This is a genomic window from Alkalicoccus daliensis (genome assembly GCF_900103955.1).
GTDB lineage: Bacteria > Bacillota > Bacilli > Bacillales > Salisediminibacteriaceae > Alkalicoccus > Alkalicoccus daliensis.
Map to the genome: position 1 here is coordinate 305,895 of NZ_FNIL01000003.1, position 22,235 is coordinate 328,129.

Annotated in this window: 19 protein-coding genes; 3 read left to right on the top strand and 16 right to left on the bottom strand. The window is 45.2% G+C overall.

Annotation, left to right across the window (positions count from 1 at the left end; genetic code table 11):
* Positions 1-428: 428 nt before the first annotated feature.
* From BLP92_RS07965 to BLP92_RS07990, 6 genes are all read right to left on the bottom strand, one after another.
* Positions 429-860, bottom strand: coding sequence for an Hsp20/alpha crystallin family protein (locus tag BLP92_RS07965; RefSeq protein ID WP_090842321.1), 432 nt, complete (start codon positions 858-860; stop codon positions 429-431).
* 101 nt (positions 861-961) lie between these two features.
* A complete protein-coding gene (locus tag BLP92_RS07970) occupies positions 962-1,564 on the bottom strand; it encodes a hypothetical protein (protein WP_090842323.1) in 603 nt (200 codons plus the stop codon).
* Between the two features lie 135 nt (positions 1,565-1,699).
* Positions 1,700-2,662, bottom strand: coding sequence for a sugar-binding transcriptional regulator (locus tag BLP92_RS07975; protein WP_090842325.1), 963 nt, complete (start codon positions 2,660-2,662; stop codon positions 1,700-1,702).
* A 176-nt stretch (positions 2,663-2,838) separates the two neighbouring features.
* Complete coding sequence (locus BLP92_RS07980) at positions 2,839-4,062, bottom strand: LysM peptidoglycan-binding domain-containing protein (protein ID WP_090842327.1); 1,224 nt, start codon at positions 4,060-4,062, stop codon at positions 2,839-2,841.
* 355 nt (positions 4,063-4,417) lie between these two features.
* Complete coding sequence (gene deoC, locus BLP92_RS07985) at positions 4,418-5,089, bottom strand: deoxyribose-phosphate aldolase (protein WP_090842329.1); 672 nt, start codon at positions 5,087-5,089, stop codon at positions 4,418-4,420.
* A 30-nt stretch (positions 5,090-5,119) separates the two neighbouring features.
* Positions 5,120-6,370, bottom strand: coding sequence for a NupC/NupG family nucleoside CNT transporter (locus tag BLP92_RS07990; RefSeq protein ID WP_090842330.1), 1,251 nt, complete (start codon positions 6,368-6,370; stop codon positions 5,120-5,122).
* A gap of 513 nt (positions 6,371-6,883) precedes the next feature.
* On the opposite strand from BLP92_RS07990, the gene BLP92_RS07995 reads away from it, so the two are divergent.
* Positions 6,884-7,381 (top strand): DUF948 domain-containing protein, encoded by a 498-nt coding sequence (locus tag BLP92_RS07995; RefSeq protein ID WP_090842332.1) that lies wholly within the window; start codon positions 6,884-6,886, stop codon positions 7,379-7,381.
* 16 nt (positions 7,382-7,397) lie between these two features.
* On the opposite strand, the gene BLP92_RS08000 is transcribed toward BLP92_RS07995, so the two are convergent.
* Positions 7,398-8,336: a diacylglycerol kinase gene (locus BLP92_RS08000; RefSeq protein ID WP_090842334.1), complete on the bottom strand. Its 939-nt coding sequence runs from the start codon at positions 8,334-8,336 to the stop codon at positions 7,398-7,400.
* Positions 8,337-8,773: 437 nt separating this feature from the next.
* Here BLP92_RS08000 and BLP92_RS08005 point away from each other — a divergent pair, with 437 nt between their 5' ends.
* On the top strand, positions 8,774-8,974 hold the full coding sequence (locus BLP92_RS08005; protein ID WP_090842336.1) for a hypothetical protein: 201 nt from the start codon (positions 8,774-8,776) through the stop codon (positions 8,972-8,974).
* 43 nt (positions 8,975-9,017) lie between these two features.
* Here BLP92_RS08005 and BLP92_RS08010 read toward each other — a convergent pair whose 3' ends face one another.
* From BLP92_RS08010 to gatC, 4 genes are all read right to left on the bottom strand, one after another.
* Positions 9,018-9,461, bottom strand: coding sequence for a hypothetical protein (locus BLP92_RS08010; RefSeq protein WP_090842338.1), 444 nt, complete (start codon positions 9,459-9,461; stop codon positions 9,018-9,020).
* Positions 9,462-10,470: 1,009 nt separating this feature from the next.
* On the bottom strand, positions 10,471-11,904 hold the full coding sequence (gene gatB, locus BLP92_RS08015) for an Asp-tRNA(Asn)/Glu-tRNA(Gln) amidotransferase subunit GatB (RefSeq protein WP_090842340.1): 1,434 nt from the start codon (positions 11,902-11,904) through the stop codon (positions 10,471-10,473).
* Positions 11,901-13,379, bottom strand: coding sequence for an Asp-tRNA(Asn)/Glu-tRNA(Gln) amidotransferase subunit GatA (gatA, locus tag BLP92_RS08020; RefSeq protein WP_090842342.1), 1,479 nt, complete (start codon positions 13,377-13,379; stop codon positions 11,901-11,903). The genes gatB and gatA overlap by 4 nt, the downstream gene beginning before the upstream one ends.
* Positions 13,380-13,391: 12 nt before the next feature.
* Positions 13,392-13,682 (bottom strand): Asp-tRNA(Asn)/Glu-tRNA(Gln) amidotransferase subunit GatC, encoded by a 291-nt coding sequence (gatC, locus tag BLP92_RS08025; protein WP_090842344.1) that lies wholly within the window; start codon positions 13,680-13,682, stop codon positions 13,392-13,394.
* A gap of 262 nt (positions 13,683-13,944) precedes the next feature.
* On the opposite strand from gatC, the gene BLP92_RS08030 reads away from it, so the two are divergent.
* Complete coding sequence (locus BLP92_RS08030; RefSeq protein WP_090842347.1) at positions 13,945-15,189, top strand: ATP-binding protein; 1,245 nt, start codon at positions 13,945-13,947, stop codon at positions 15,187-15,189.
* 87 nt (positions 15,190-15,276) lie between these two features.
* Here the strand turns inward: BLP92_RS08030 and BLP92_RS08035 are convergent, their stop codons facing one another.
* From BLP92_RS08035 to pcrB, 5 genes are all read right to left on the bottom strand, one after another.
* Positions 15,277-15,585, bottom strand: coding sequence for a P-II family nitrogen regulator (locus BLP92_RS08035; RefSeq protein WP_090842349.1), 309 nt, complete (start codon positions 15,583-15,585; stop codon positions 15,277-15,279).
* 227 nt (positions 15,586-15,812) lie between these two features.
* Positions 15,813-17,060: a CamS family sex pheromone protein gene (locus BLP92_RS08040; RefSeq protein WP_175444219.1), complete on the bottom strand. Its 1,248-nt coding sequence runs from the start codon at positions 17,058-17,060 to the stop codon at positions 15,813-15,815.
* Positions 17,061-17,194: 134 nt separating this feature from the next.
* Positions 17,195-19,195 carry an NAD-dependent DNA ligase LigA gene (ligA, locus tag BLP92_RS08045; protein WP_090842352.1) on the bottom strand — a complete coding sequence of 667 codons (2,001 nt, stop codon included), beginning with the start codon at positions 19,193-19,195 and terminating at the stop codon, positions 17,195-17,197.
* Between the two features lie 12 nt (positions 19,196-19,207).
* Positions 19,208-21,454, bottom strand: a complete 2,247-nt coding sequence (pcrA, locus tag BLP92_RS08050; protein ID WP_090842354.1) for a DNA helicase PcrA — start codon at positions 21,452-21,454, stop codon at positions 19,208-19,210.
* Positions 21,455-21,491: 37 nt separating this feature from the next.
* Positions 21,492-22,202, bottom strand: coding sequence for a heptaprenylglyceryl phosphate synthase (pcrB, locus tag BLP92_RS08055; protein WP_090842355.1), 711 nt, complete (start codon positions 22,200-22,202; stop codon positions 21,492-21,494).
* Positions 22,203-22,235 lie beyond the last annotated feature (33 nt).

Below are 22,235 nucleotides of genomic sequence, written 5' to 3' on the forward strand. Positions count from 1 at the left end.
CAAAGCTTTTTAAAAAGCGGAATCCATAAAAAGCAGCATATAATTTCCTGTTAAAGAACAAAAGTTCTATTTTTGTATTTTCACTCGATAGACTGGTTATGCAAAAATTCAGTACGACTTTTGTGCAGGGATAAGGTCCTCGTATTCTGTCATTAGCAGCAGTTATCTGTACACGATGACGTATTATCTGCTTTTAGCAGTGGGTATTCTGTTATTAGTGTGTGTACCTGTTACTAAAAGGGTGGAATCTGATTTTAAGAACGCAGTTTCCCTGTTTATCTGTCATTAGTAGATGATAATCTGTTATTAGCAAATAAGTACTACACTCTCCTCTTTTATCGATTAGCAAATTACCCACAAAAACAGCAATATATAATTTCCTGCATCACGAAAAAAAGAGCCCCGGCTGCGGAGCTCTTTTCCCTTCACTAGTGAATATCTATTTTACGGCCATCTGCCCGGCCGGTGTCGTCCTTCGGCACTTCCAGCTGCAGGACGCCATCTTCAAAAATCGCTTCAATGTCTTCGTCTTTTACATTCCTCATCTGGAAGGTGCGGACGAATTCACCATAGCTGCGTTCCTGGTACACATAGGACTTGCCATCGGACTCTTCTTTCTGTTCCCGTTTGGCGCGGATTGTCAGCTGCGGTTCCTTATACTCCACGTCAATATCTTCTTTCTTGAATCCTGGCAGCTCCGCTTCTACAAAGTAGCGGTCTCCCTCATCGCGGATGTCGATCTTAAGCTTATTAAAATTCTCAAAGGGAGCGGAAAATCCTTCGTTAAACAAACTTCCAAACGGTGAAGTGAAATCCGGAAAAAGCTCGCGATTTCTTTTTCTTGGCTGTAAGTCTGCCATCAGAAATTCCTCCTTTGTTAAATTTTAATAATGTTTTCACAGATTTTATATCCAGGGTTCATGAATTTTAAACGTAAAAAAAGAAGATTTTTACGAAAAATTTATCCCCCTGCCCGCTTCTCTTCCTCTCTGTCTTCTCTGTTGCGGCCGCGGTTCTCCATCGTTTCTTTCTGCGCCTGCGTATCGGCGTCTTCCTGCTCCTCGCTTTCTCCGTCCTGGTAACTTTTCACATAACTGGACTGCTGCTGATGCCAGAGGAGGTCAAAGATGGCGCGTCCGTTCGTTGGCTGGCCGTCGGGAAGATACACCGGCAGCATATCAAATAAAACAAAGTAAAATACGTAAAATAAAAACGTCTGCCAGAAAATATTGCTTGCAAGAATCCCCTGCCCCACCAGGAAGTTTACGGTCAGCCCGACAATCATGTTGCTGAGAATCGGGGAGGCATACAAAAGGAGGGTCCAGAACCTGCTTTCCGGCCGCACTTCATCATATTCCACCCAGCTGTACATAAAAAAGTACCGGCGGATTTCAATCGTTTTCAGTTTAAGTACCGTCGGTCCGCTGCCGATAATCAGCTTTTTCTCCGTGGCACCGAGCAGTGTCGCCACTACATAATAACCTGTTTCCCGAATTACGGTAACCATAGGCAGAATAAAAAATATCGCCAGCAGCAGGCGGATCAGATCTCCAAATCCAAACATGGCAGGGACCTCCTTTCTCTGGTGCAGTAAATTTCCATTTGTACGTATTCCACTTTTTCTCTTTCAATATGCTGTTTTTGCATAAAAAAACCGCAAGATTTTTACATCTGGCGGTTTCGCTTATATATGATTAAATTAATAGCCATTTTGCTGCTTCACTTTTTCAATTAACACTTTCGCTGTATATTGATCTGTAATCAGTGTGTTGGCATATTTTCCGTGCAGGGCACCCATAATTGCGTCTACCTTCTTGAGTCCTCCTGCAACGAGAATCGCATGCTCCTTTTCCCGCAGCTCTTTTAAGTCGACGCCGATCGTACGTGAATCAATGCCTTCATCGCATATATTGCCTTCGATATCAATCATGCGGGAACAGATATCCCCGACCGACTGGCGGCGCTTCAAAAGCGCTACATCTTCCTCTGTTAAGTAGTCCGCTTTGACGAGGGCTGACTCTTCATGCCGGTGCCCTACCGTGAATAAAGCGATATTCGCTTTTTTACCGAGCTCCAGGACGTGCCGTATATGGCGGTCAGACACAATCGCCTGCTTTACCACAAGATGGTCCACCACCGCCGGAAGCGGCAGAAAGTGGGGCGATGTATGAAAAGCACGGCCGAGATAATTTAAAATTTCCGCAGCGTGGGTATTCGTTTCTGAATAGCTGACGCCGCCATTCAGCTGGGTTACACTCACATCGTGGACGCTTTTCTGCTTCATCTGCTTGGCAACTTCAAAAATTGTCGTCCCCCACGTGGTTCCTACGATATCCCCGTCCTGCACAATCGAATATAAATATCCTGCGGCACTGCGGCCGATTTCTTCTTTAATTACCTGTTCATCATTTACCGGAGAATCAACAATCACGCACCGCTTCAGCTGGAACTTTTCCTGCAGCGTTTCTTCCAGCTCCTGCACATCCTGCTCCGGATCAATTATACGGATCTGGACAATGCCGCGGTCTTTTGCTTCCTGGAGAAGCCGGGATACAGACGGCCGGGAAATTTTCAGTTCTTCTGCAATTGACTGCTGGCTGTAATCCAGCTGATAATACATTTTTGCTGCTTTTACGACCCGGGCTAATTTATCTTTCGCCATATCTGCGGCACCTCCATCAACTTATGTAAACTAATGACAATTCATTTATGAACATTATTTCATATACACTGTATAATAGCAATAGTTTTTTGCAGAAAAATACTCGTCAGAGCCTGCTGTGACGCATTTTCCGGCACAAAAAAGCATAAGCAGAAAACCGCTTATGCTTCGTTTTATTATGCGGGTATGGTTAACACTGCTCCGATCTGGAGAAAGCGCGGATCGGAAATATTGTTTTTGTCCTGAATTTTCTTTACAGACGACCCATGCCTGTTTGCAATCGAATATAAGGTATCCCCCGCTTTTACTTTGTACGTCGTGGCAGATTCTTTCTGCGTGGTCTGATTCGGCACGGTGAGCACCTTGCCGATCTGCAGCGTATGAACGTTTGTGATATTGTTTGCTGCTTTCATCTGGTTTACAGTCACGCCGTATTTCCTTGCAATCGAATACAGCGTATCTCCTGCTTTCACTTTATAAGTCACTTTACTTGAGGAAGGTGGTGACGAAGCAGGCGGCGACGATGTTCCTTTTGGAATTGTCAGCACCTGTCCCACACGGATAAGATTGGCGTTGGACAGCTTGTTCGCAGATACCATCTGACTGACAGTAACTCCATGTCTTTTCGCAATAGAATAGAGCGTATCTCCCGATTTTACTGTATACTTCGTGCCGGAGACCGGAGCAGTTCCAGGATCTTTTTTCAGGTTCAGCATTTCTGAAATAGTAACGAATTTATAGCCTTTTGCTTTCAGCTGTTTAATCATGTCCGGAAGCGCTGCCGGTGTTCCCGGAGCCCCCGCGCCGGTATGCATGAGCACAATGGATCCTGGCTGGACATTATTGACCACTTTATTCAGAACCTGCGTTTTTGAGAGGCCCCTCCAGTCGATCGTATCGATATCCCAGTGCAGGGTATGCGTGTAGCCTGCTTCCCCTACTGCTTTCAGCACTGCGCTGTTTGTGGCGCCATAAGGAGCTCTGAAAATCGGCTTTGTAGTTTTACCGGTGACCCTTTTTACAATAGCTTCTGTTTTCTCCAGCTCTGTTTTTATTTTGGAAGCACTGATCGTCGTGAAATCCGGGTGGGAATAAGAATGGTTGCCAATCTCATGGCCCTGTGCAGCAATATTTTTAATTGACTGCGGATGGTGTTCCACGCCTTTTCCGGTAAGAAAGAAAGTAGCTTTTACATTATGGTTCGAGAGCGTATTCAGGATTTTGTTAATATTCGTTCCGTCTGCACCATCGTCAAACGTGAGCGCTACCACTTTGCTGGACGTATTTCCCTTCACAATGAATTTAGAACTGGCAGCTTCTGCGGTTGTCGGCATAAAAGAAAACATGGCTGCAAACAGCAGGACCGAGGCAATGAACAACTTGAACACCCTGTTCTTCATCTTATCCACCTCTTTCTACACATGCCAATCCTATGCAGCATATGTATTGCCGGAACCGTTTTTGCATATATGTAAAAAATCATTGTGGTAAAAATGTTCTTCCCTTACATTATACTACGATCTCCACTTAAATAACTGAAAATTAAAAATATATTGTACTTTATTAAGAACGGTTTTTCTCTCCCGTCAAAGCAGATATTTTTCGCCGATCCGACGCTGTTTCTGCTAAAAAATCTGCTTCTTCCTCTCTTTCTCAAAAGGATGCTTTTTATTGCTCCGGCAGCTGCTGTTAAAATCTGCTTCTAACGCGAAAAAGCACTGAAACCGCAGCCGGCTTCAGTGCATTGTATTGAAATTAGTAATCTGACGACGCCTGTTCACCTTTTACAATCTGTACGCCGGCGCTTGCGCCGATACGCGTCGCACCCGCTTCAATCATTCCTTCAGCATCTTCCAGGGAGCGGACGCCTCCGGAAGCTTTAACGCCGGCATGTTTTCCTACAGTTTCCCTCATTAATCTTACGTCTTCGACCGTGGCGGCACCTGTAGAGAACCCAGTGGATGTTTTTACAAAATCCAGTCCTGCTTTCAGGGCAATTTCGCACGCTTTAACTTTTTCCTCATCTGTAAGAAGGCACGTTTCAATGATGACTTTCGTCAGCGCTTTTCCTTCTGCAGCCTCCTGTACGGCTTTCATATCACGTTCTACAAGGTCGTAGTCTCCGCCTTTTAACGCGCCGATATTCATTACCATATCTACTTCAGCTGCGCCATTCTCGATTGCATTTTTCGTTTCAAAAGCTTTCGTTTCGGGCGTGGAAGCTCCCAGTGGAAAACCAATAACGGTGCATACCACCGCTTCTGCATCTTTTAATTCTTCTGCTGCAAGCGCCACCCATGTCGGGTTTACACAGACAGAAGCAAAATTATATTCTGCTGCTTCCTGGCACAAAGAAAGAATTGCTTCCTTTGTCGTTTCCGGCTTCAATAATGTGTGGTCAATCAATCCTGCGATAGAGTTCGCCATAATCAATCTCTCCTTATAGTTGGTTTTATTTTAGAAAAACATTCCTGCAATAGATGCGTTCAGCAATGAAGCAAGCATCCCTGCAAATACTGCTTTAATTCCAAGCTGGGCAATGTCTCCCCGGCGTGATGGTGCAAGTTTCCCAAGACCCCCAAGCAGAATCCCGAGAGAGGATACGTTTGCGAAACCGCATAACGCAAAGCTTACAATCAGTGCTGTTTTCGGATCGAGCTCGTCAATCTGCGGTGCAAAGGAAGCGTAAGCCACGAACTCATTTAAAATAAGCTTCTGGCCGATAAAAGTACCTGCCTGTAACGCTTCGGACCAGGGTACACCGATGGCAAATGCAAGCGGCGCAAAGATAAATCCGAAAATATTCTCCAGTGTCAGTCCTTCTATCTGGAACGTGGTAAAGAATTCAAGTACATAATTGATTCCTGCCTGCAGTGCCCCAAGTCCCCCATTCAGTAGTGCCACAAGAGCGATAAAGGCGAGCAGCATCGCACCGATATTTAAGGCAAGCTGCAATCCTGTGCTGGCACCTCTGGCTGCGGCATCAATCACGTTATAGGATTCTTTGTCGTCATCCATTTCTACCTCTGCAAAATCAGAGGATTTCTCCGGCGTTGTCTCCGGCATAATCATTTTTGCCATTACCAGTCCGGACGGCGCGGCCATGAAACTTGCTGCAAGCAGGTATTCCAGCGGTACCCCGAGCTGGGAATAGCCGACAAGAACGGAACCGGCTACAGAAGCAAGTCCACCGGTCATTACTGCAAAAAGCTCCGAACGGGTCATCGTTGGTAAAAACGGCTTTACAACAAGCGGCGCTTCTGTCTGCCCGACAAAAATATTTGCCGAAGCTGAGAGCGACTCTGTTCTGCTCGTCTGCAGGAGCCAGGAGAGCGCCCCGCCGATAATTTTAATGAAGAACTGCATTATTCCTAAGTAATAAAGGATCGATATTAAAGAAGAAAAGAAAATGATAATCGGCAGTACTTCAAAGGCAAAAATCGATCCCATGCCTTCTGCTTCGTACAATCCGCCGAATAAAAAGTCAATCCCTTCTCCAGTATATCCGACGATAGCGTTTACAACTCCCGTAAACCACAGCAGTATTTCCCGGCCGACTGCAGAATACAGTACAATGTACGCAAATAAAATCTGAATTGCGAGTCCGCCTAAAATCGTGCGCGGCTTAATCGCCTTACGGTTGGAAGAGAGTATTAAAGCGATTCCAAGAACGACCGCAATGCCTAATATTCCCCACAATATATTCATATTATAGCCCCCGTATCTATGTTAGTTTCACAAGCTGCAACCCTACTATAGCAAATTAATTAAACAAATGTAAATATCAAATTAATCAAAATTTCATTTTATACTAAGTGAAACAATATCAATTATATTGGTCGAAAAAATAAGCGGAAGTCTGCACCTGAAGGCCCTTAACATTCGGCTGCACTGATCCACTGCTGCAGTGAACTGTTTTTTCATAAAAGTATTTTTCTTATCAACTTACATTCCAGTGTTTATAATTAATATGAAGCGGGAACGAATAAGGTATCTAAACTTTAGTCATTGCTTCGCCGGAAAAAGGATTGTTTTTAAGGAAATTTATTTAGGAACATGCGCTTGAAGCACTGTTCCGGCAATGAATAGCAGCATGCAGGAAAGGCCGCGGCTGTTTGCCAGCCTGCCGCTTACCGGATTTTTTTGCTGAATCGCTTGATATATTCTGCGTAAGCGGAGATGATGAAGAGGGAACGAAAATTTTGAAAAGAGGTGTTACATATGGATTGGTTAGGAATTGGAGTATTCATTTTAGCAATTGCCATTTTTGTAGGGGTGCTTTTATTGATCCCCGTACTCAAAAAACTCACAGACACGCTCGGTAACACAGCAGATACGGTTTCGACGTTAAACAAAAGCCTGGGCGAGATCACTTCTGAAACGACATTGATTCTTTATAACACAAATGAAACGCTGGTGGATGTAAACGACAAGATCGGGAAGCTCAACCCGCTGTTCGATATTATTCACGATACAGGCGAAGCAGCCCATCACCTTACAGGTACGCTTGCCAGCTACACTTCCGTAAAGCATGACCGTGCAGAATCAGGTATTTCTTTTATCGACCGTAAAAATCTGGAAGGCATTATGCGGGGCGCAGCATTTATCTACTATCTGCGCCAGGTAAAAAAAGAATCCGACCGTGTCTCCCAGCCGCGTGAAACGGTAACGAGTAATCACGATCAGCCGGTGGAAGGCTCTCCAAGCCAGCCGGTATAAAGAAAAATCCCATCCTTTACCGGGTGGGATTTTTTTCGTCCTCATCTGCCTGAAAACATTTATGAAACTGATCTGGAACCATCATTCTGATGTGACGATGAAGATTGACAAACCGTTCCTTCAGCGCACCACCGTTTTCTCCATCAAGGTTCATCTGCAGCTGGTTTTTCGCCTGAATATCTATATCGGCAGCCTGAATATAAATGACTCTCTCATCCTTTAAATGCTCTCCACGCATGGCAGCTCCGGTTAATCGGACGACGTCTGCCAGATTTGTTTTCTTAATAATAATCAGGTCAAATAACCCGTCATCCAGGTACGCATCCGGTGCCAGCTTTTCAAAGCCGCCGACAGAATTTGTGTTGGATACGAGAAAGAGCATAATTTCCCCTTCGAACGTCTTCCCATCATATTGAATATTTACATGGGTCGGCTGAATACGCGGCAGTTTTTCAAATCCTTTAACATAGTACGCCATCTGCCCCATCATCGTTTTCAGACGGCTCGGCACTTCATACGTCAGCTCTGTCAGCGTTCCCGCTCCCGCAATATTGATGAAGTATTTTTCACCGACCTGCCCTACATCAATCTCTCTTTCTTTTCCAGAAACGAGCGTGCTGCATGCGTCCGGTATATTTTTTGGAATGTGCAGCGCTCTGGCAAAGTCATTGGTCGTACCTCCCGGTAAAAGTCCGAGCATCGGTCGATTCGTCTGGCCGGCCATTCCGTTTACTACTTCATGGATCGTACCGTCTCCTCCGGCTGCAATGATAAAGTCGAATCCCCGCTCACAGGCTTTTGCTGCTGCCCTTTTTGCGCAGTCCGGTCCTGTAGTCGCATGTGCAGATGCCTCATACCCTTCCTGCTCCAGTGTTTCCAATATTAATGGCAGGTGCCGCTTTACTTGTTCCCTGCCTGAACTGGGATTATAGATTAACCTCGCCTTTTTGTTCATGTGACATCCTCCGCATTTCCTCATTAAGTAATCCTGCTTATTATACCACTTTACGAAAAAATACGCACAGAAAAGCGGTCCTTTGTCTCTACCCTTTCTTCAGACAAAGAACCGCTTATGTTATCGATTCATCTTCCATTAAGTTAATAATTCCCTCCTCCAGCAGTAATATTGTCTTGCCAGGTTTGGTTCAGTCGCATAACCCCTTTCGTTATGTGTTAGCAATGATGTATTGCTTGAGTCTTACTATATATCATTAATTATTTATTGTAAATATTCAGAATTATTAATTTTAAGGGGTACAGCTGGTATATCTTCCTTCTTTCTCTCTTTATCAGCCATTTACCGACTTTTTCAAAAAATTCACTAAATAGTAATGACAGCTTTTTCATCCTCTTGTTACAATATAACCATATTTGATTTGGGAGGGAGATATATTGTTGGCAACAGCTCGGAATCAATGGACATTTCTATTGCTGCTGGCTGTGCTGCTTCTCGTGGTGGTGCTCGTAGGGATGAATGAAGCAGGTGTGCAGCAGGCCCAGGAAATGTGCCGCAATGCTGGTGGTGTACCGGAGGTTTCCAGAGGTTATTTTGTGATTCAGCCGGAGTTTCAATGCAAGGGGATAAATTATTAATGATGAAAGGCCTCCTGAAAATATCAGGAGGCCTTTTTTATGCTTATTCTGCAGAAATCTGCACTGTCGGTGTTTTATATTTTCTTACAGACCGTACGAGCATGGTGTAGGCTATTCTTGCAATAATCGTCACGCTCATAATAACTGCAGCGAGACCGACCGCTGAAAAAGCAATATCTGCAATTCTCGTACTGATCGTCGCCATATACATGGAAAACAACACTATCTGCACCGCGGTCACAAAGTAAGGAAACATTATCCGCTTGATGCGGCGCTGTACTTTAATCAGCTTCAGCCAGTCAATTACCTGTACCGGAATAATCCAAAGCAGGGTGGCAAAAGAAAACAGCAGAAGTGCAGACCAGGAATAAACGATGATCTCTCCTCCCAACACAGCTGATGCCATCTGTACGAGAAGCGCAATTCCTCCTGTCAACAGCATTGTATAAATACTTGCACGCAGTAATATCGTCATTAATAATTTCATATTAGAACAAAACAACCTTTCCGTGTGTAAGATTTCTTTTCCAAACACATGGTGATGATTATAACGAGAATCCAGTCCGAATGTAAAACTGCGTAAGCCTGCATATACACGCGTAGTACTTCCTGCCCCGACTTCTCCTCGGTTAGCTCTGCTTATCTATGTAATAACTCCAGAATCAAGCGCTTACACTCTTTCGAATGAAAAATCAGGCGCGGATCACGGTGTGAAAAGTCCCCGTATTGAGGGGGTTGTGGACGATGGGGGCCTGGTGCGGACGGGACGGATAGAATGCCCGCTATTTTACTGTCAGCGGCCTTAATTTACTCCGATCCCCTTATAATTTACTCCAACTCGGCTATACTTTACTCCAAAACTTCTATATTTTACTTAAACCCGGCTATGCTGCATTTTCACTGTCCTCTTGTGCCATGCTTGCCACATCTCTCCCAGGAACCCAACACCTTTAAGAGCATATGAGTCTGTTTTATTTCAACCGGTGTGAATGAAAATCAGCTGACTTTCTCTATTCTGCCCCGCTATTTTACTGCCGGCGGCCTTAATTTACTCCGATGCCGCTATGTTTTACTCCGACCCCCTTATAATTTACTCCAACTCGGCTATACTGAACTCCAAACCTTCTATATTTTCCTTAAACCCGGCTCAGCTGCATTTTCACTGTCCTCTTGTGCCACGCTTGCCACATCTCTCCCAGGAACCCGACACCTTTAAGAGCATATAAGTCTGTTTTATTTCAACCGGTTTGAATGAAAATCAGCTGACATTCTCTATCCTCTCCCGCTAATATACTGTCGGCGGCCTTATTATACTCCGATGCCGCTATGCTGTACTCCGATCCCCTTATAATTTACTCCAACTCGGTTATACTTTACTCCAAACCTTCTATACTAACACCCCACGGCCCTATGCTGACACGGAGCCCTCCGATAACCCAAGGCCCGCCCCCACAAAATAAAACCGCCCTGCTTCTATCTGCAGGACGGCCTCAAAGTTATCTTTTATCCAGTTCTTCTTTCAGCAGCTGGTTTACAAGCTGCGGGTTGGCTTTTCCTTTGGATGCTTTCATTACCTGTCCGACAAGGAAGCCGATTGCTTTACCTTTTCCACTCTTATAATCTTCGACAGACTGGCTGTTGTTATCAAGTGCCTCATTCACCATCCCGCGGATCGCTCCTTCGTCACTGATCTGCACAAGCCCTTTGTCCTCGACAATTTTCTCCGGATCGCCGCCGTTTTCAATCAGTTCTTTGAACACCTGCTTGGCAATTTTCGAGGAAATAGTTCCTTTTTCAATTAACTGGATCATTCCCACCAGCGCTTTCGGAGTCATCGGAATATCCTGAATTTCTTTCCCTTCCTGGTTCAGATAGGCATTTACTTCTCCCATCAGCCAGTTGGAAAGCTGCTTTGCAGGACCGCCAAGTTCCAGTCCTTCTTCAAAAAAGTCACTCATTGCTTTCTGCTGGGTCAGTACATCCGCATCATAAGAAGGAAGATCGTACTTTTTCACATAGCGTGCTTTCCGTGCATCGGGCAGTTCCGGAATAGAAGCTTCCACGCGCTCCTTCCATTCTTTCTCAATATAGAGATTTTCCAGATCCGGATCCGGGAAGTAGCGGTAGTCATCCGAGCCTTCTTTTACACGCATCAAAATCGTCTTCTTCGCACTGTCATCCCACCGGCGTGTTTCCTGCTCGATTACGCCGCCGTCGGAAAGTACTTCTGCCTGGCGCTCTTCTTCATGCTCAAGTCCTTTTAACACGTGCATGAACGAGTTCAGGTTTTTCAGCTCGGCTTTTGTACCGAATTCCACCTGTCCTGTCGGACGCAGAGAAATGTTCGCATCACAGCGAAGTGATCCTTCTTCCATTTTACAGTCGGACACTTCTGTGTACTGCATGATTGCTTTCAGCTTTTCCAGATAAGCGTATGCTTCCTGCGGCGTACGGATATCCGGCTCAGACACAATTTCGATCAATGGTGTGCCGACACGATTATAGTCCACAAGCGAGTGCCCGGATTCGTCATCATGCGTTAATTTCCCCGCATCTTCCTCCATGTGCACCCGTGTAATACCAATCCGCTTTTTTTCCCCGTCAACTTCAATATCGATCCAGCCGTGCTCTCCAATCGGCTTGTCAAACTGGGAGATTTGATACGCTTTCGGGTTATCCGGATAAAAATAATTTTTCCGGTCGAATTTCGTTACCTCAGCTATCTCACAATTCAGTGCCATGGAGGCCTTCATCGCATAATCCACGGCCTGCCTGTTTAATACAGGCAGCACCCCAGGATGGCCGAGGCATACCGGACATGTATGCGTATTTGGCGGCGCGCCGAACTCAACGGCACAGCTGCAGAAAATCTTGGAATTTGTTTTTAATTCTACGTGTACTTCCAGGCCAATTACAGTTTCAAAACTCATGAATCGGCACCTCCTTTAAACTGCGGTTTTTCAAGGTGATGCTCAGTTGCCTGCTCATAGGCATGGGCAACACGGAATACTGTAGCTTCATCGAAGTGCTTTCCGATAATCTGCAGTCCCACAGGCAGTCCTTCTGAGAGCCCGCATGGAACGCTGATCGCAGGTACTCCGGCAAGGTTTATCTGGTTCGTTAAAATATCATTTACATACATCGTCATTGGATCATCCACCGCTTCTCCCAGCTTAAAGGCAGTCGTTGGAGCAGTTGGGCCTATAATCACGTCATACTTCAGGAAAAGATCTTCAAAGTCCTGTTTGATCAGCGTGCGGACTTTCTGCGCTTTTAAATAATACGCATCATAATAGCCGGAGCTGAGTGCAAACGTACCGAGCATAATACGTCTTTTTACTTCGTCTCCAAATCCTTCACTGCGTGATTTTTTATACGTATCAATCAGGTTATCTCCTGTGTGGCGCACCCCGTAACGAATCCCGTCAAACCTGGCGAGATTGGAAGAGGCTTCAGACGATGCGAGCATGTAGTAGGCAGATAAAGAATATTTGGCATGCGGAATCGAAACTTCCTCCCACTCAGCGCCGAGTTCTTTTAATACTTCCAAAGCTTCGACCACTTTCTCGCGGACACCTTCACTTACGCCTTCTCCTAAATATTCTTTCGGCACGCCGATCCTTAAGCCTTTTACTTCCCCGGTCAGCGCTGCTAAATAATCCGGCACTTCCACATGTGCACTGGTGGAGTCCCGCTCATCGTGTCCTGCGATTTTTTGCAGCACATACGCATTGTCTTCTACAGAAGTCGTCATTGGACCAATCTGGTCGAGCGAAGAAGCAAATGCGATCAGTCCGAAACGGGAAACACGCCCGTACGTCGGTTTAAGCCCCACTACGCCGCAGTAAGATGCCGGCTGGCGTACAGACCCTCCGGTGTCGGAACCAAGCGCAAACGGCACTTCACGCGCCGCTACTGCCGCGGCTGAACCACCGCTGGAACCACCTGGTACGTAATCAAGGTGCCATGGGTTATGTACTATTTTATATGCCGAATTCTCGTTCGAGGATCCCATCGCAAATTCATCCATGTTCAGCTTCCCGACAGTGACCGTTCCCGCATCACGCAGTTTTTCTACGACTGTCGCGTCATGCACCGGAACAAAATTTTCAAGGATTTTACTCGCTGCTGTCGTACGGAGCCCTTTGGTTACCATATTGTCTTTAATTCCTACCGGCAGGCCGAAAAGAATATTTCCCTCGTCCAACTCTCCGTTTTCCAGCTGTTTATCGAGATCCTTTGCACGCGCTATTGCGTTCTCTTCATCCAGCGTTAAAAAAGCCCCTACTTTTTCATCAACTTCTTTAATGCGGTCAAATGACTGGCGCACAAGCTTTTCAATCGTTGTTTCTTTATTTACTAACTGTTCATGCAGTTCTTTTAATGAATAATCAAATGCTTCCATGATGTGAACCTCCTATTCTAATACGGACGGTACGCGCACTTGTCCTTTTTCTGTTTCCGGTACGTTTCTCATTGCATCCTCATTCGACAGGGACGGCTTCGTTTTATCTTCCCGCATTACATTTCTTACATCGATGACATGCGAAGTAGGCTCCACATTGTCGGTAGACAGCTCATTCAGCTGCTCTGCCGCATCAATAATATCATCCAGCTGCTCTCCAAAATGAGCAATTTCTTCTTCCTTTAATTCCAGCCTTGCTAAATTTGCCACATGGCGTATTTGTTCTTTTGTTATTCTTTCCATAAAATACCCTCCTCAACTGCTTTAATACAATAGTATGATGATACCAAAGAAGCTTTGTACAGGCAATTGTAAAGATAGCGAAACATGCTGTAGGGGGCAGAATTCTGTCCACCTCAGCATTTATTTTGAAGCCAGTTAATTATAAAGAATTAGAAGGATGGATACATAGGACGAAAGGAGATGGAATTATTAACTTTTTCTTTCGCATCTGATAAGATAATAAAGTTAGCACGTCCGCTGCAAAGAGAAAGGATGCTATTTCGTGACAGAAATTTTACTTGTGAATTTTTTATTTTTACTTTTTCCGGTTTCGATGTATTTAATTTTCTTTGAAAACCGTGCTGTCCCGCGCCAGGGAAAAATATTACTGATCATTTTCTCTGCTGTTTCTTTGATCTTGTGTATGTCTTTTCCTATACAGATGGAGCAGGGTTTTATATACGATTTACGATATATTCCATTTGTACTTGCTTCTTTATTCGGCGGTTATCTTGTTGCTTTTCCGCTTTATGTAATTCTGAACGTTTACCGCTTTATGATTGGTGGAGAATTTGCAGTTGATTCTTTTATATTTTCCACGATTATTTTTATTGCCGTACCTGCATTAAAAAATTATTTTTTAAGGAAATCATCCAGAAGCCGCATTATTATTGCGAGTCTGGTTTCCCTGCTTGTCATGCTATTTTATCTTATTACGCTGCTGCGTTTTTTCACTTTAAACGATCCCTACTTTTGGGAAATTACCGCGAATGTTCTTTTAATCCATGTGATTGGTACTGCTTTTATTGTCACGTTGATCGAGAGAATCATTATTAATATTGATACGCGGGAGAAGCTGCTTCAGTCCGAGCGGCTGGCCCTGGTCAGTGAGCTTTCTGCAAGTGTAGCTCATGAAATAAGAAATCCGCTGACGGTAACAAGCGGCTTTCTGCAGCTTCTGAAGCAGTCCGGAAACCTCCCTTCCAATGAAAAGCGCTATGTGGACCTTTCCTTACTGGAAGTGCAGCGTGCTGAAAGTATTGTAACGGATTTTCTATCTCTGGCAAAACCGCAGGAACAGAACATGGTCACTTCAATTTTACAGGAAGAAGCAGAATATGTCCGAAATATCATGGTTCCTTTCGCAAACCTGCATCTTGTAAAAATTTCACTTCGCTTCAGTAACACTCATCAGCTGTATTTCGATCAAAATCAGATGAAGCAGTGTTTAATCAATATTTGCAAAAATGGAATCGAATCGATGAAAGATGATCCAGGAACCCTTTATATGGATATTTCAGAACGAAAAAATAAAGTAATAATTAAAGTTACTGATTCCGGTTCTGGAATGAATGCAGAAGAAATATCACGAATTGGAAAACCGTATTATTCCACCAAAAAAGAAGGCACCGGACTCGGGATGCTCATGGTTTACAGTACGATCGATAAACTCGGAGGCACTGTTGCTATAGACAGCACCCCTGGAAAAGGCACCAGGATTACGCTCACAATTCCAGTAAATGAATGAACGCAATCCCGCTCCTAAAAGCAGCTCCCAGCATGGCGGAAGCTGCTTTTAGTATTCTTAAGGTTATACATTCCGTTTGAAGGAACGCTATAATAATCCTTTAATGTTGTTTACATCCAACGATAATACAATCCCATTTCCTGGTTCGTTTAATCCTCCCGTTTCCTGGACGGTGGAGAGAATTTCTTCTTCCTGCTGTTTTGGCACAATAAATAAAACCCTTTCTCTTTCAGGTTCCACCTGCATCCCAAAAAAATCGCCGCCTGAATCACCGTGACCTCTTGCCAGAAAATAAGTCTGCTTTGTAATGCCGTGTTGTTCTTCCAGGTCCATTACTACATCTTCTCTTACTTTTTTATCCAGTACGGCAACAACCAGACTCACTTTTGTATTCATATCATTCTCCTTGCCTAATGAGCTCCTAGTTATCTTTTTCACAGCTGCTTATTGTTTAATCTTCTTTTGCTCTGTACCTCAGGAAGCGGCTTTTCAGTTCTGTTGTTTTTCCAGAGACCTCGGCAGGAGGTGATTTCTTCCTTTAAGACATAAGCTCTGTTAAAGCTTTAACAGAGCCAGGACACAAAAAAACACCATCCTTCAATTAAGAATGATGGTGTTTTAACTTATTTATAAATGTGCATGAACGGTTCTTCTCCTGGATACTGGATGACCATTGCTTCCCTGCCTTCGACAGAATCTATATACACGTATACAGGGGCCTGCGCCTGAAGTAAATTTTCGAGACGGCCGCTGATAAACTGAGTAAGTGCAATTACTTCCGGTTTCCCATGGGACTGTAAGTTCATTTCAATTTTCATTTCATCGAGATTATCATCTTTATAGCGTGCTTTTCCGACGGTACCTACCTGCTGTCCAAAAAAATCATCTACATCATCTTTAAACTGTGTAAAGCTTTCCGACAATGCCGGCTGCACATCACGCGCATTGCTTGATGGGAAGACAAGGCTTGTTTCACTTATGTTTTCCCAGCCCTGAATATTCATATCCCCTGCGCCAACCTCCGTCATCCGGCGGAACGTCCCCGGATTCAGAGACCCGCGGGGTTCTTCACGAAAAATAGCAAAGGTAATCGGCACTTCCTGCAGTTCTTCCTGCGAACGCATCCGCTGAAGGATATCTCCGGCAGCCTCTTCCGCATATTCAATCGCATATTCTTCATCCACTGGTTCTTCAAAGAAATTCAGGCGTCCATCTTCTGTTTCTGTTCTGAAGTAATATACCGAACGAACGGAAATACCAACAACAATTCCACCCAGTTCCACGCCGTCTTCTTCACTGCCTCTGAAATAATTGTGTTCTACAATATTAGAAAGCACCAGCGGGGCATCTCTCATTCGTTCTTCATCGTCCTCTCCATCTCCCAGGGGCGGATTTAAACCGGCAGATTCTTCAATTTCCACTGCGGCTTCCTCTTCCTCCGCATCAAACCCGGCTGCGTCTTCACTTTCTTCCTCTTCTTCCTCCTCTGAAGGTTCATATCTGCGGAGCCAGCTGTTCACCAGTTCCCCGTCGAAATGATTCCCTTCCTGGAAGTAGTAGTTTTCCTGATCAAATACGCCGCTGGCAATTTCCATCAGTCCAAGTTCAAACTGCTCAATATCCACCCGGTTGTTCATTGCGTGTGCTACGTTTCCCCGTGCACTGCTGCGGCTGTATGTACCATCTTCCAATACATTTCTATAATAGGCATCCGGTGTATTTATTGTAGGGGTAATGACAAATTCCTGCTCTTCTTCTTCCTCAGTTTCTTCTACGACAATCACTTCTTCTTCCGGCTGATTGATGGTAGGCATACATCCAGTGAGAAAAAGGAGTGAGGCGCCCCCCGTAATCATCCATCTCTTATTCATTTCTTCCACTCCTCGCCACACTTGTTCTTTTAGCATTTTCTCACAAAACATGCTGTTATTCCAGTATGTCATGAGACCTATTCCATACAAAGGCGGCGAAGGAAATCAGATTACTGTCCTCCGCCGCCTGTCTGCTATTTACTTTCGCTCAGCTTTTCCAGGAAGGCTGCTTCATTCCAGACTTCTATTTCAAGCTCTTCTGCTTTGGAAAGTTTTGAACCGGCTTTTTCCCCGGCAATCAGCACATCTGTTTTCTTTGTAACACTGGAGGTTACTTTTCCTCCGAGCAGTTCCACTTCTTTTTTCGCTTCTGTACGGGTCATTTCTTCCATAGAGCCAGTTAAAACAAACGTTTTTCCGGCAAATGGGGAATCTCCCTCCTGCACTTGAGATGGCCGCGGTCCTTTATACTCCATATTGATCCCGAGCGCTTCCAGTTCGTCCAGCAGTTCCAGTACTTCGTCATGCGTAAAGTACGTCGCGATCGCATCTGCCATTTTTTCGCCGATTTCTTCAATGGCAGTTAAATCTTCCACTGATGCTTTCTTTAAAGCGTCCATCGTGCCAAAATGCATGGCAAGCGTTGTCGCAGCTTTGGAACCTACATAGCGGATTCCGAGACCGAACAATAACTTTTCCAGAGAATTCTCTTTTGTTACGTGGATCGCTTCCAGCAGATTGTCGACAGATTTTTCTCCCATCCGCTCAAGCTCCAGCAGTTCTTCCCGCTTCAGCCGGTAAAGGTCTGCCACATCTTCTATTAATTTATGTTCAAATAACTGTGTAATTACTCTTTCTCCGAGTCCGTCTATATTCATCGCATTTCTGGAAACGAAGTGAATCAATCCTTCCCGAAGTTGGGCAGGACATTTTGGATTCACACAGCGGAGCGCAACTTCCCCTTCAATCCGCACCAGCTCACTTTCACATTCCGGGCAGTGCGTCGGCATGTGAAAGTCTTCTTCATCCCCGGTGCGCTCTTCCGTCAGCACGCGTACAACCTTCGGAATCACGTCTCCTGCTTTTTTGATCAGTAGCCGATCGCCGATTTTAATATCCTGTTCCCGGATAATATCTTCATTATGAAGCGTCGCACGCTGCACTGTACTCCCAGCAACGGTCACGGGTTCCAGAATCGCAGTGGGCGTTACCACTCCAGTGCGGCCTACATTCAGCTCAATTGTACGCAGCGTTGTGACTACTTCCTCTGCAGGGAATTTATACGCTGTGGCCCAGCGCGGATTTTTTGCGGTAAAGCCGAGCTGCTGCTGATCCTCGAGAGAATCCACTTTGATAACGATCCCGTCGATTTCATACGGAAGATCTGCTCTCTTATCCTGCCAGCTTTCGCAGAATTCAATTACTTCTTCGATCGATTCCAGATGGTGCGCTTCCCGGTTTGTTTTAAAGCCGAGACTGCTCACATATTCGAGTGCTTCGTGATGGGAATTTAATTCTTTTTCCGGATACTCTCCGAGAGAATAAATAAAAATATCCAGGTGGCGCTTTGCTGCAATTTTCGGATCCAGCTGCCGGAGCGAGCCGGCTGCTGCATTCCGCGGATTTGCAAACAGCGCTTCTCCATTTTCTTCTTTTTCTTTATTCAGCCGCTCAAAGGATTTCTTTGGCATAAATGCTTCGCCGCGCACCTCAAGCGTCACCGGCTCATTCAATGTTAACGGGATGGAAGATATCGTACGCAGGTTGTGGGTAATGTCCTCTCCTGTGGTTCCATCTCCCCGGGTGGCACCTAATACAAGTTTTCCCTCTTCATATTTCAAGGTCACTGCAAGCCCATCGATTTTCAGTTCACAGCTGTAAGTTGGGGTTTTGCCCAGCCCGCTCCGGACCCTGCGGTCGAAATCTCTGATGTCTTCTTCGTTAAATACGTTGGATAAAGAAAGCATCGGCACATCATGCTGCACTTTGCGGAATTGATCCAGCGGTTCCCCGCCGACTCTTCCCGTGGGAGAGTCTTCATGTTTTAATTCTGGATGCTGCTCTTCCAGTTCCATTAATTCCTGCAGCAGTTTATCATATTCTGCATCTGAAACCACAGGCTCATCAAGAACATAATATTGGTGTGCATATTTTTTCAGCCTGTTTGTGAGTTCATCTATTTTTTCCTGCGCCACAGCGCCTCACCTCTATTCTTTCGTGATAGGAGCGAACTTGGCGAACAGCCGCTTAACGCCTACTTCCGGAAATGCAATATCCAGTTCGACATTTTCCCCGCTGCCTTTGATGCTTACAACCGTACCGGTGCCCCACTTTTTATGCGCCGCTTTATCTCCTACATTCCAGCTGAAGGATGCACCGGCAGTCGTTGTTGTCTGTGTTTTCATTACTTTCTTTCTCGGGGCGGTCCGTGCCGGCGCAGCACGGCGCTGTGCTCCGGCCTGCAGCCCGGAACCGCTGCTTCTGGAAGCCTGTGCCCACGGTAGTTCTTTTTCTTTCGTCTCCGGCTGCTCCAGTACTTCCTCCGGCAGCTCGTGCAGGAATCGTGATGGCGGGTTCATGTTCGTTCTGCCGTATAACGTGCGCATGCGAGCACGGCTGATATAGAGCTGCTGCTCTGCACGGGTAATCCCTACATAAGCAAGACGCCGCTCTTCTTCCATTTCTGCTTCTTCCATTAAGGAACGGCTGTGCGGAAACACACCTTCCTCCAGACCAATTAAAAATACAATCGGGAATTCGAGTCCCTTCGCGGAGTGCAGCGTCATCAGCAGTGATTTCTCCGATACTTCTTCCTGTTCATCCACCTTGTCAATATCTGCGACAAGTGCGAGATCTGTTAAAAATGCAGTAAGCGTCTTATCTTCACTCGCTTCTTCAAATTCTTTTGCTACAGAGAGAAATTCATTGATGTTTTCCAGTCTTGCTTCTGATTCCAGGCTTTTATCCATCTTCAGCATATCCCGGTAGCCGGTTTTCTCCAGCATTTCCTCGACCAGCTCCATGACAGGAAGATATTCCTGCATTTCCACCCAGCCGCGAAGCTGTGCTGCAAATTCCTGCAGTGTCTTCGTGAATCTTGCACTGAGTCCCACCTGCTCAATTTCCTGTACAGCATCAAACATGGATAAATCATTCTGTGCTGCGTAGGCAGCCAGTTTTTCCACCGTCGTATTTCCGATACCGCGCTTCGGCACATTTACTATTCTGCGGAAACTGATGTCATCACTCGGATTGGAGATCAGCCGCAGATAGGCAAGCAGATCTTTAATCTCTTTTCTGTCGTAGAATTTCGTACCCCCGACAATCGTGTAGGACATGTTGGACTTTACCATCAGTTCCTCCATTACCCGGGACTGTGCGTTTGTCCGGTACAGGACTGCGATCTCTGATGGCTTGTATTTGCCGCTGTCTATATGTTCCTTCATTTTCCCGACGACAAACCGTGCTTCTTCATGTTCATTGTCTGCTTCATACAGGGTTATTTTTTCTCCGTCAATATTATCGGTCCAGAGGTTTTTGGGCTTGCGGCTTGTGTTTTTCTCAATTACCGCGTTTGCCGCCTGCAGAATACGCTTTGTAGAGCGGTAGTTCTGCTCAAGCATAACGACCTGGCAGTTATCATAGTCCTTTTCAAACGACAGGATGTTCTGAATGTCCGCTCCGCGCCAGCGGTAAATGGACTGATCGGAATCCCCGACCACACAAAGATTCTTATGACGGTCTGCCATAAGCTGTACAAGTTTATACTGCGCTTTGTTTGTATCCTGATACTCGTCCACCATAATGTAGCGGAACCGGCGCTGATAATATTCCAGTACTTCCGGCACCTGCTCAAAGAGGCGGATCGTTGTCATAATCAAGTCATCGAAATCAAGCGCCTGGTTTCTGCGCAGTTCTTTTTCATATTTTTTATATACTTCAAATACGGTTTCTTCATAAAATCCGTTTGCAGTTTTTCCATAATCCTTTGCCATCTTCAGCTCGTTTTTTGCGCTGCTGATTGAACCGAGCATAGAGCGGGCATCAAACTTTTTCGGATCAATATTCATTTCTTTAATAATTCGTTTTAATACCGTCTGCTGATCTCCCGAATCAAGGATTGTAAAGTTGCGGTTGTATCCGATGCGGTCGATATCTCTTCGTAAAATACGAACACACATGGAGTGGAACGTGGAAATCCACATTTCCTCCGCTTCGCCGCCGATAATGGAAGCAACACGCTCTTTCATCTCCCGGGCTGCTTTGTTTGTAAAAGTAATCGCGAGAATGGACCAGTGCGGAACGCCTTTTTCTCCAATAAGATACGCCATACGGTGCGTTAATACGCGTGTTTTTCCACTGCCTGCACCTGCCATAATTAACAGTGGTCCTTCATTGTGCTTTACTGCCTGCTGCTGTTCATGATTTAACCCTGTCAATAATTCGTTTTTCACTTCTCCACCACCCAAACATTTGTTCTTAAAGTATAATCTATTCTGTTCCTTTTGTATACGCCGCTTCCTTTGCTGCGTCCACCGTTTTCAAGGCTGTTTTCAAATCTGTATAAATTACATTTCCTACAACAATCGTATCTGCAAAAGCACTCATTTCTTTTGCCTGTGCTGCAGATTCAATTCCTCCGCCGTAAAACAGCTGAGACTTTTCCAGCACATCATTTACCTGGGAGACAATATTGGGATCGCCATAGGCACCGCTGTATTCCAGATAAAAAATAGGCATATGAAATAAGCGGTCTGTCATTCGTGCATAAGCAATAATATCCTCGCTGTCGAGTCCGGTCGCGGCATCGGTCACCTGCGCCACCTTTGCTTCCGGATTCAATACACAGTAGCCTTCTGCAAGAATTTCTTCTTCATCGATTAAATGGCCGAATTCTTTCAGCGCCCGGTGATGCAGGCCATTAATCCACACTGCCTGCCGCGAGTTCAGAATCGAAGGAATTAAATAATAGTCAAATCCCGGGACAATGCTGTGCAGATTGCTCACTTCAAGCACGCAGGAGACACTGAATCTGCGCACACGCATCAGTAAATCGAGAGTATTATCTTCGGTTACTCCGTCTGTACCGCCGACTATGACTGCATCCGTACCTGATTCGCAGACTTTTTCCAGATCTGCTTCAGATATTTCTTTTGCCGGATCTAATTTAAACACATGTTTCCATTCATAATAAGCTTTCATCGCTATATCCCTAACTTCCATTATATTTTTTCG

What these genes read in the sequence shown, in the direction of transcription:
- BLP92_RS07965 (WP_090842321.1), bottom strand. Translation starts at nt 860, where the DNA reads ATGGCAGACTTACAGCCAAGAAAAAGAAATCGCGAGCTTTTTCCGGAT.
- BLP92_RS07970 (WP_090842323.1), bottom strand. Translation starts at nt 1,564, where the DNA reads ATGTTTGGATTTGGAGATCTGATCCGCCTGCTGCTGGCGATATTTTTT.
- BLP92_RS07975 (WP_090842325.1), bottom strand. Translation starts at nt 2,662, where the DNA reads ATGGCGAAAGATAAATTAGCCCGGGTCGTAAAAGCAGCAAAAATGTAT.
- BLP92_RS07980 (WP_090842327.1), bottom strand. Translation starts at nt 4,062, where the DNA reads ATGAAGAACAGGGTGTTCAAGTTGTTCATTGCCTCGGTCCTGCTGTTT.
- deoC (WP_090842329.1), bottom strand. Translation starts at nt 5,089, where the DNA reads ATGGCGAACTCTATCGCAGGATTGATTGACCACACATTATTGAAGCCG.
- BLP92_RS07990 (WP_090842330.1), bottom strand. Translation starts at nt 6,370, where the DNA reads ATGAATATATTGTGGGGAATATTAGGCATTGCGGTCGTTCTTGGAATC.
- BLP92_RS07995 (WP_090842332.1), top strand. Translation starts at nt 6,884, where the DNA reads ATGGATTGGTTAGGAATTGGAGTATTCATTTTAGCAATTGCCATTTTT.
- BLP92_RS08000 (WP_090842334.1), bottom strand. Translation starts at nt 8,336, where the DNA reads ATGAACAAAAAGGCGAGGTTAATCTATAATCCCAGTTCAGGCAGGGAA.
- BLP92_RS08010 (WP_090842338.1), bottom strand. Translation starts at nt 9,461, where the DNA reads ATGAAATTATTAATGACGATATTACTGCGTGCAAGTATTTATACAATG.
- gatB (WP_090842340.1), bottom strand. Translation starts at nt 11,904, where the DNA reads ATGAGTTTTGAAACTGTAATTGGCCTGGAAGTACACGTAGAATTAAAA.
- gatA (WP_090842342.1), bottom strand. Translation starts at nt 13,379, where the DNA reads ATGGAAGCATTTGATTATTCATTAAAAGAACTGCATGAACAGTTAGTA.
- gatC (WP_090842344.1), bottom strand. Translation starts at nt 13,682, where the DNA reads ATGGAAAGAATAACAAAAGAACAAATACGCCATGTGGCAAATTTAGCA.
- BLP92_RS08035 (WP_090842349.1), bottom strand. Translation starts at nt 15,585, where the DNA reads ATGAATACAAAAGTGAGTCTGGTTGTTGCCGTACTGGATAAAAAAGTA.
- BLP92_RS08040 (WP_175444219.1), bottom strand. Translation starts at nt 17,060, where the DNA reads ATGAATAAGAGATGGATGATTACGGGGGGCGCCTCACTCCTTTTTCTC.
- pcrB (WP_090842355.1), bottom strand. Translation starts at nt 22,202, where the DNA reads ATGAAAGCTTATTATGAATGGAAACATGTGTTTAAATTAGATCCGGCA.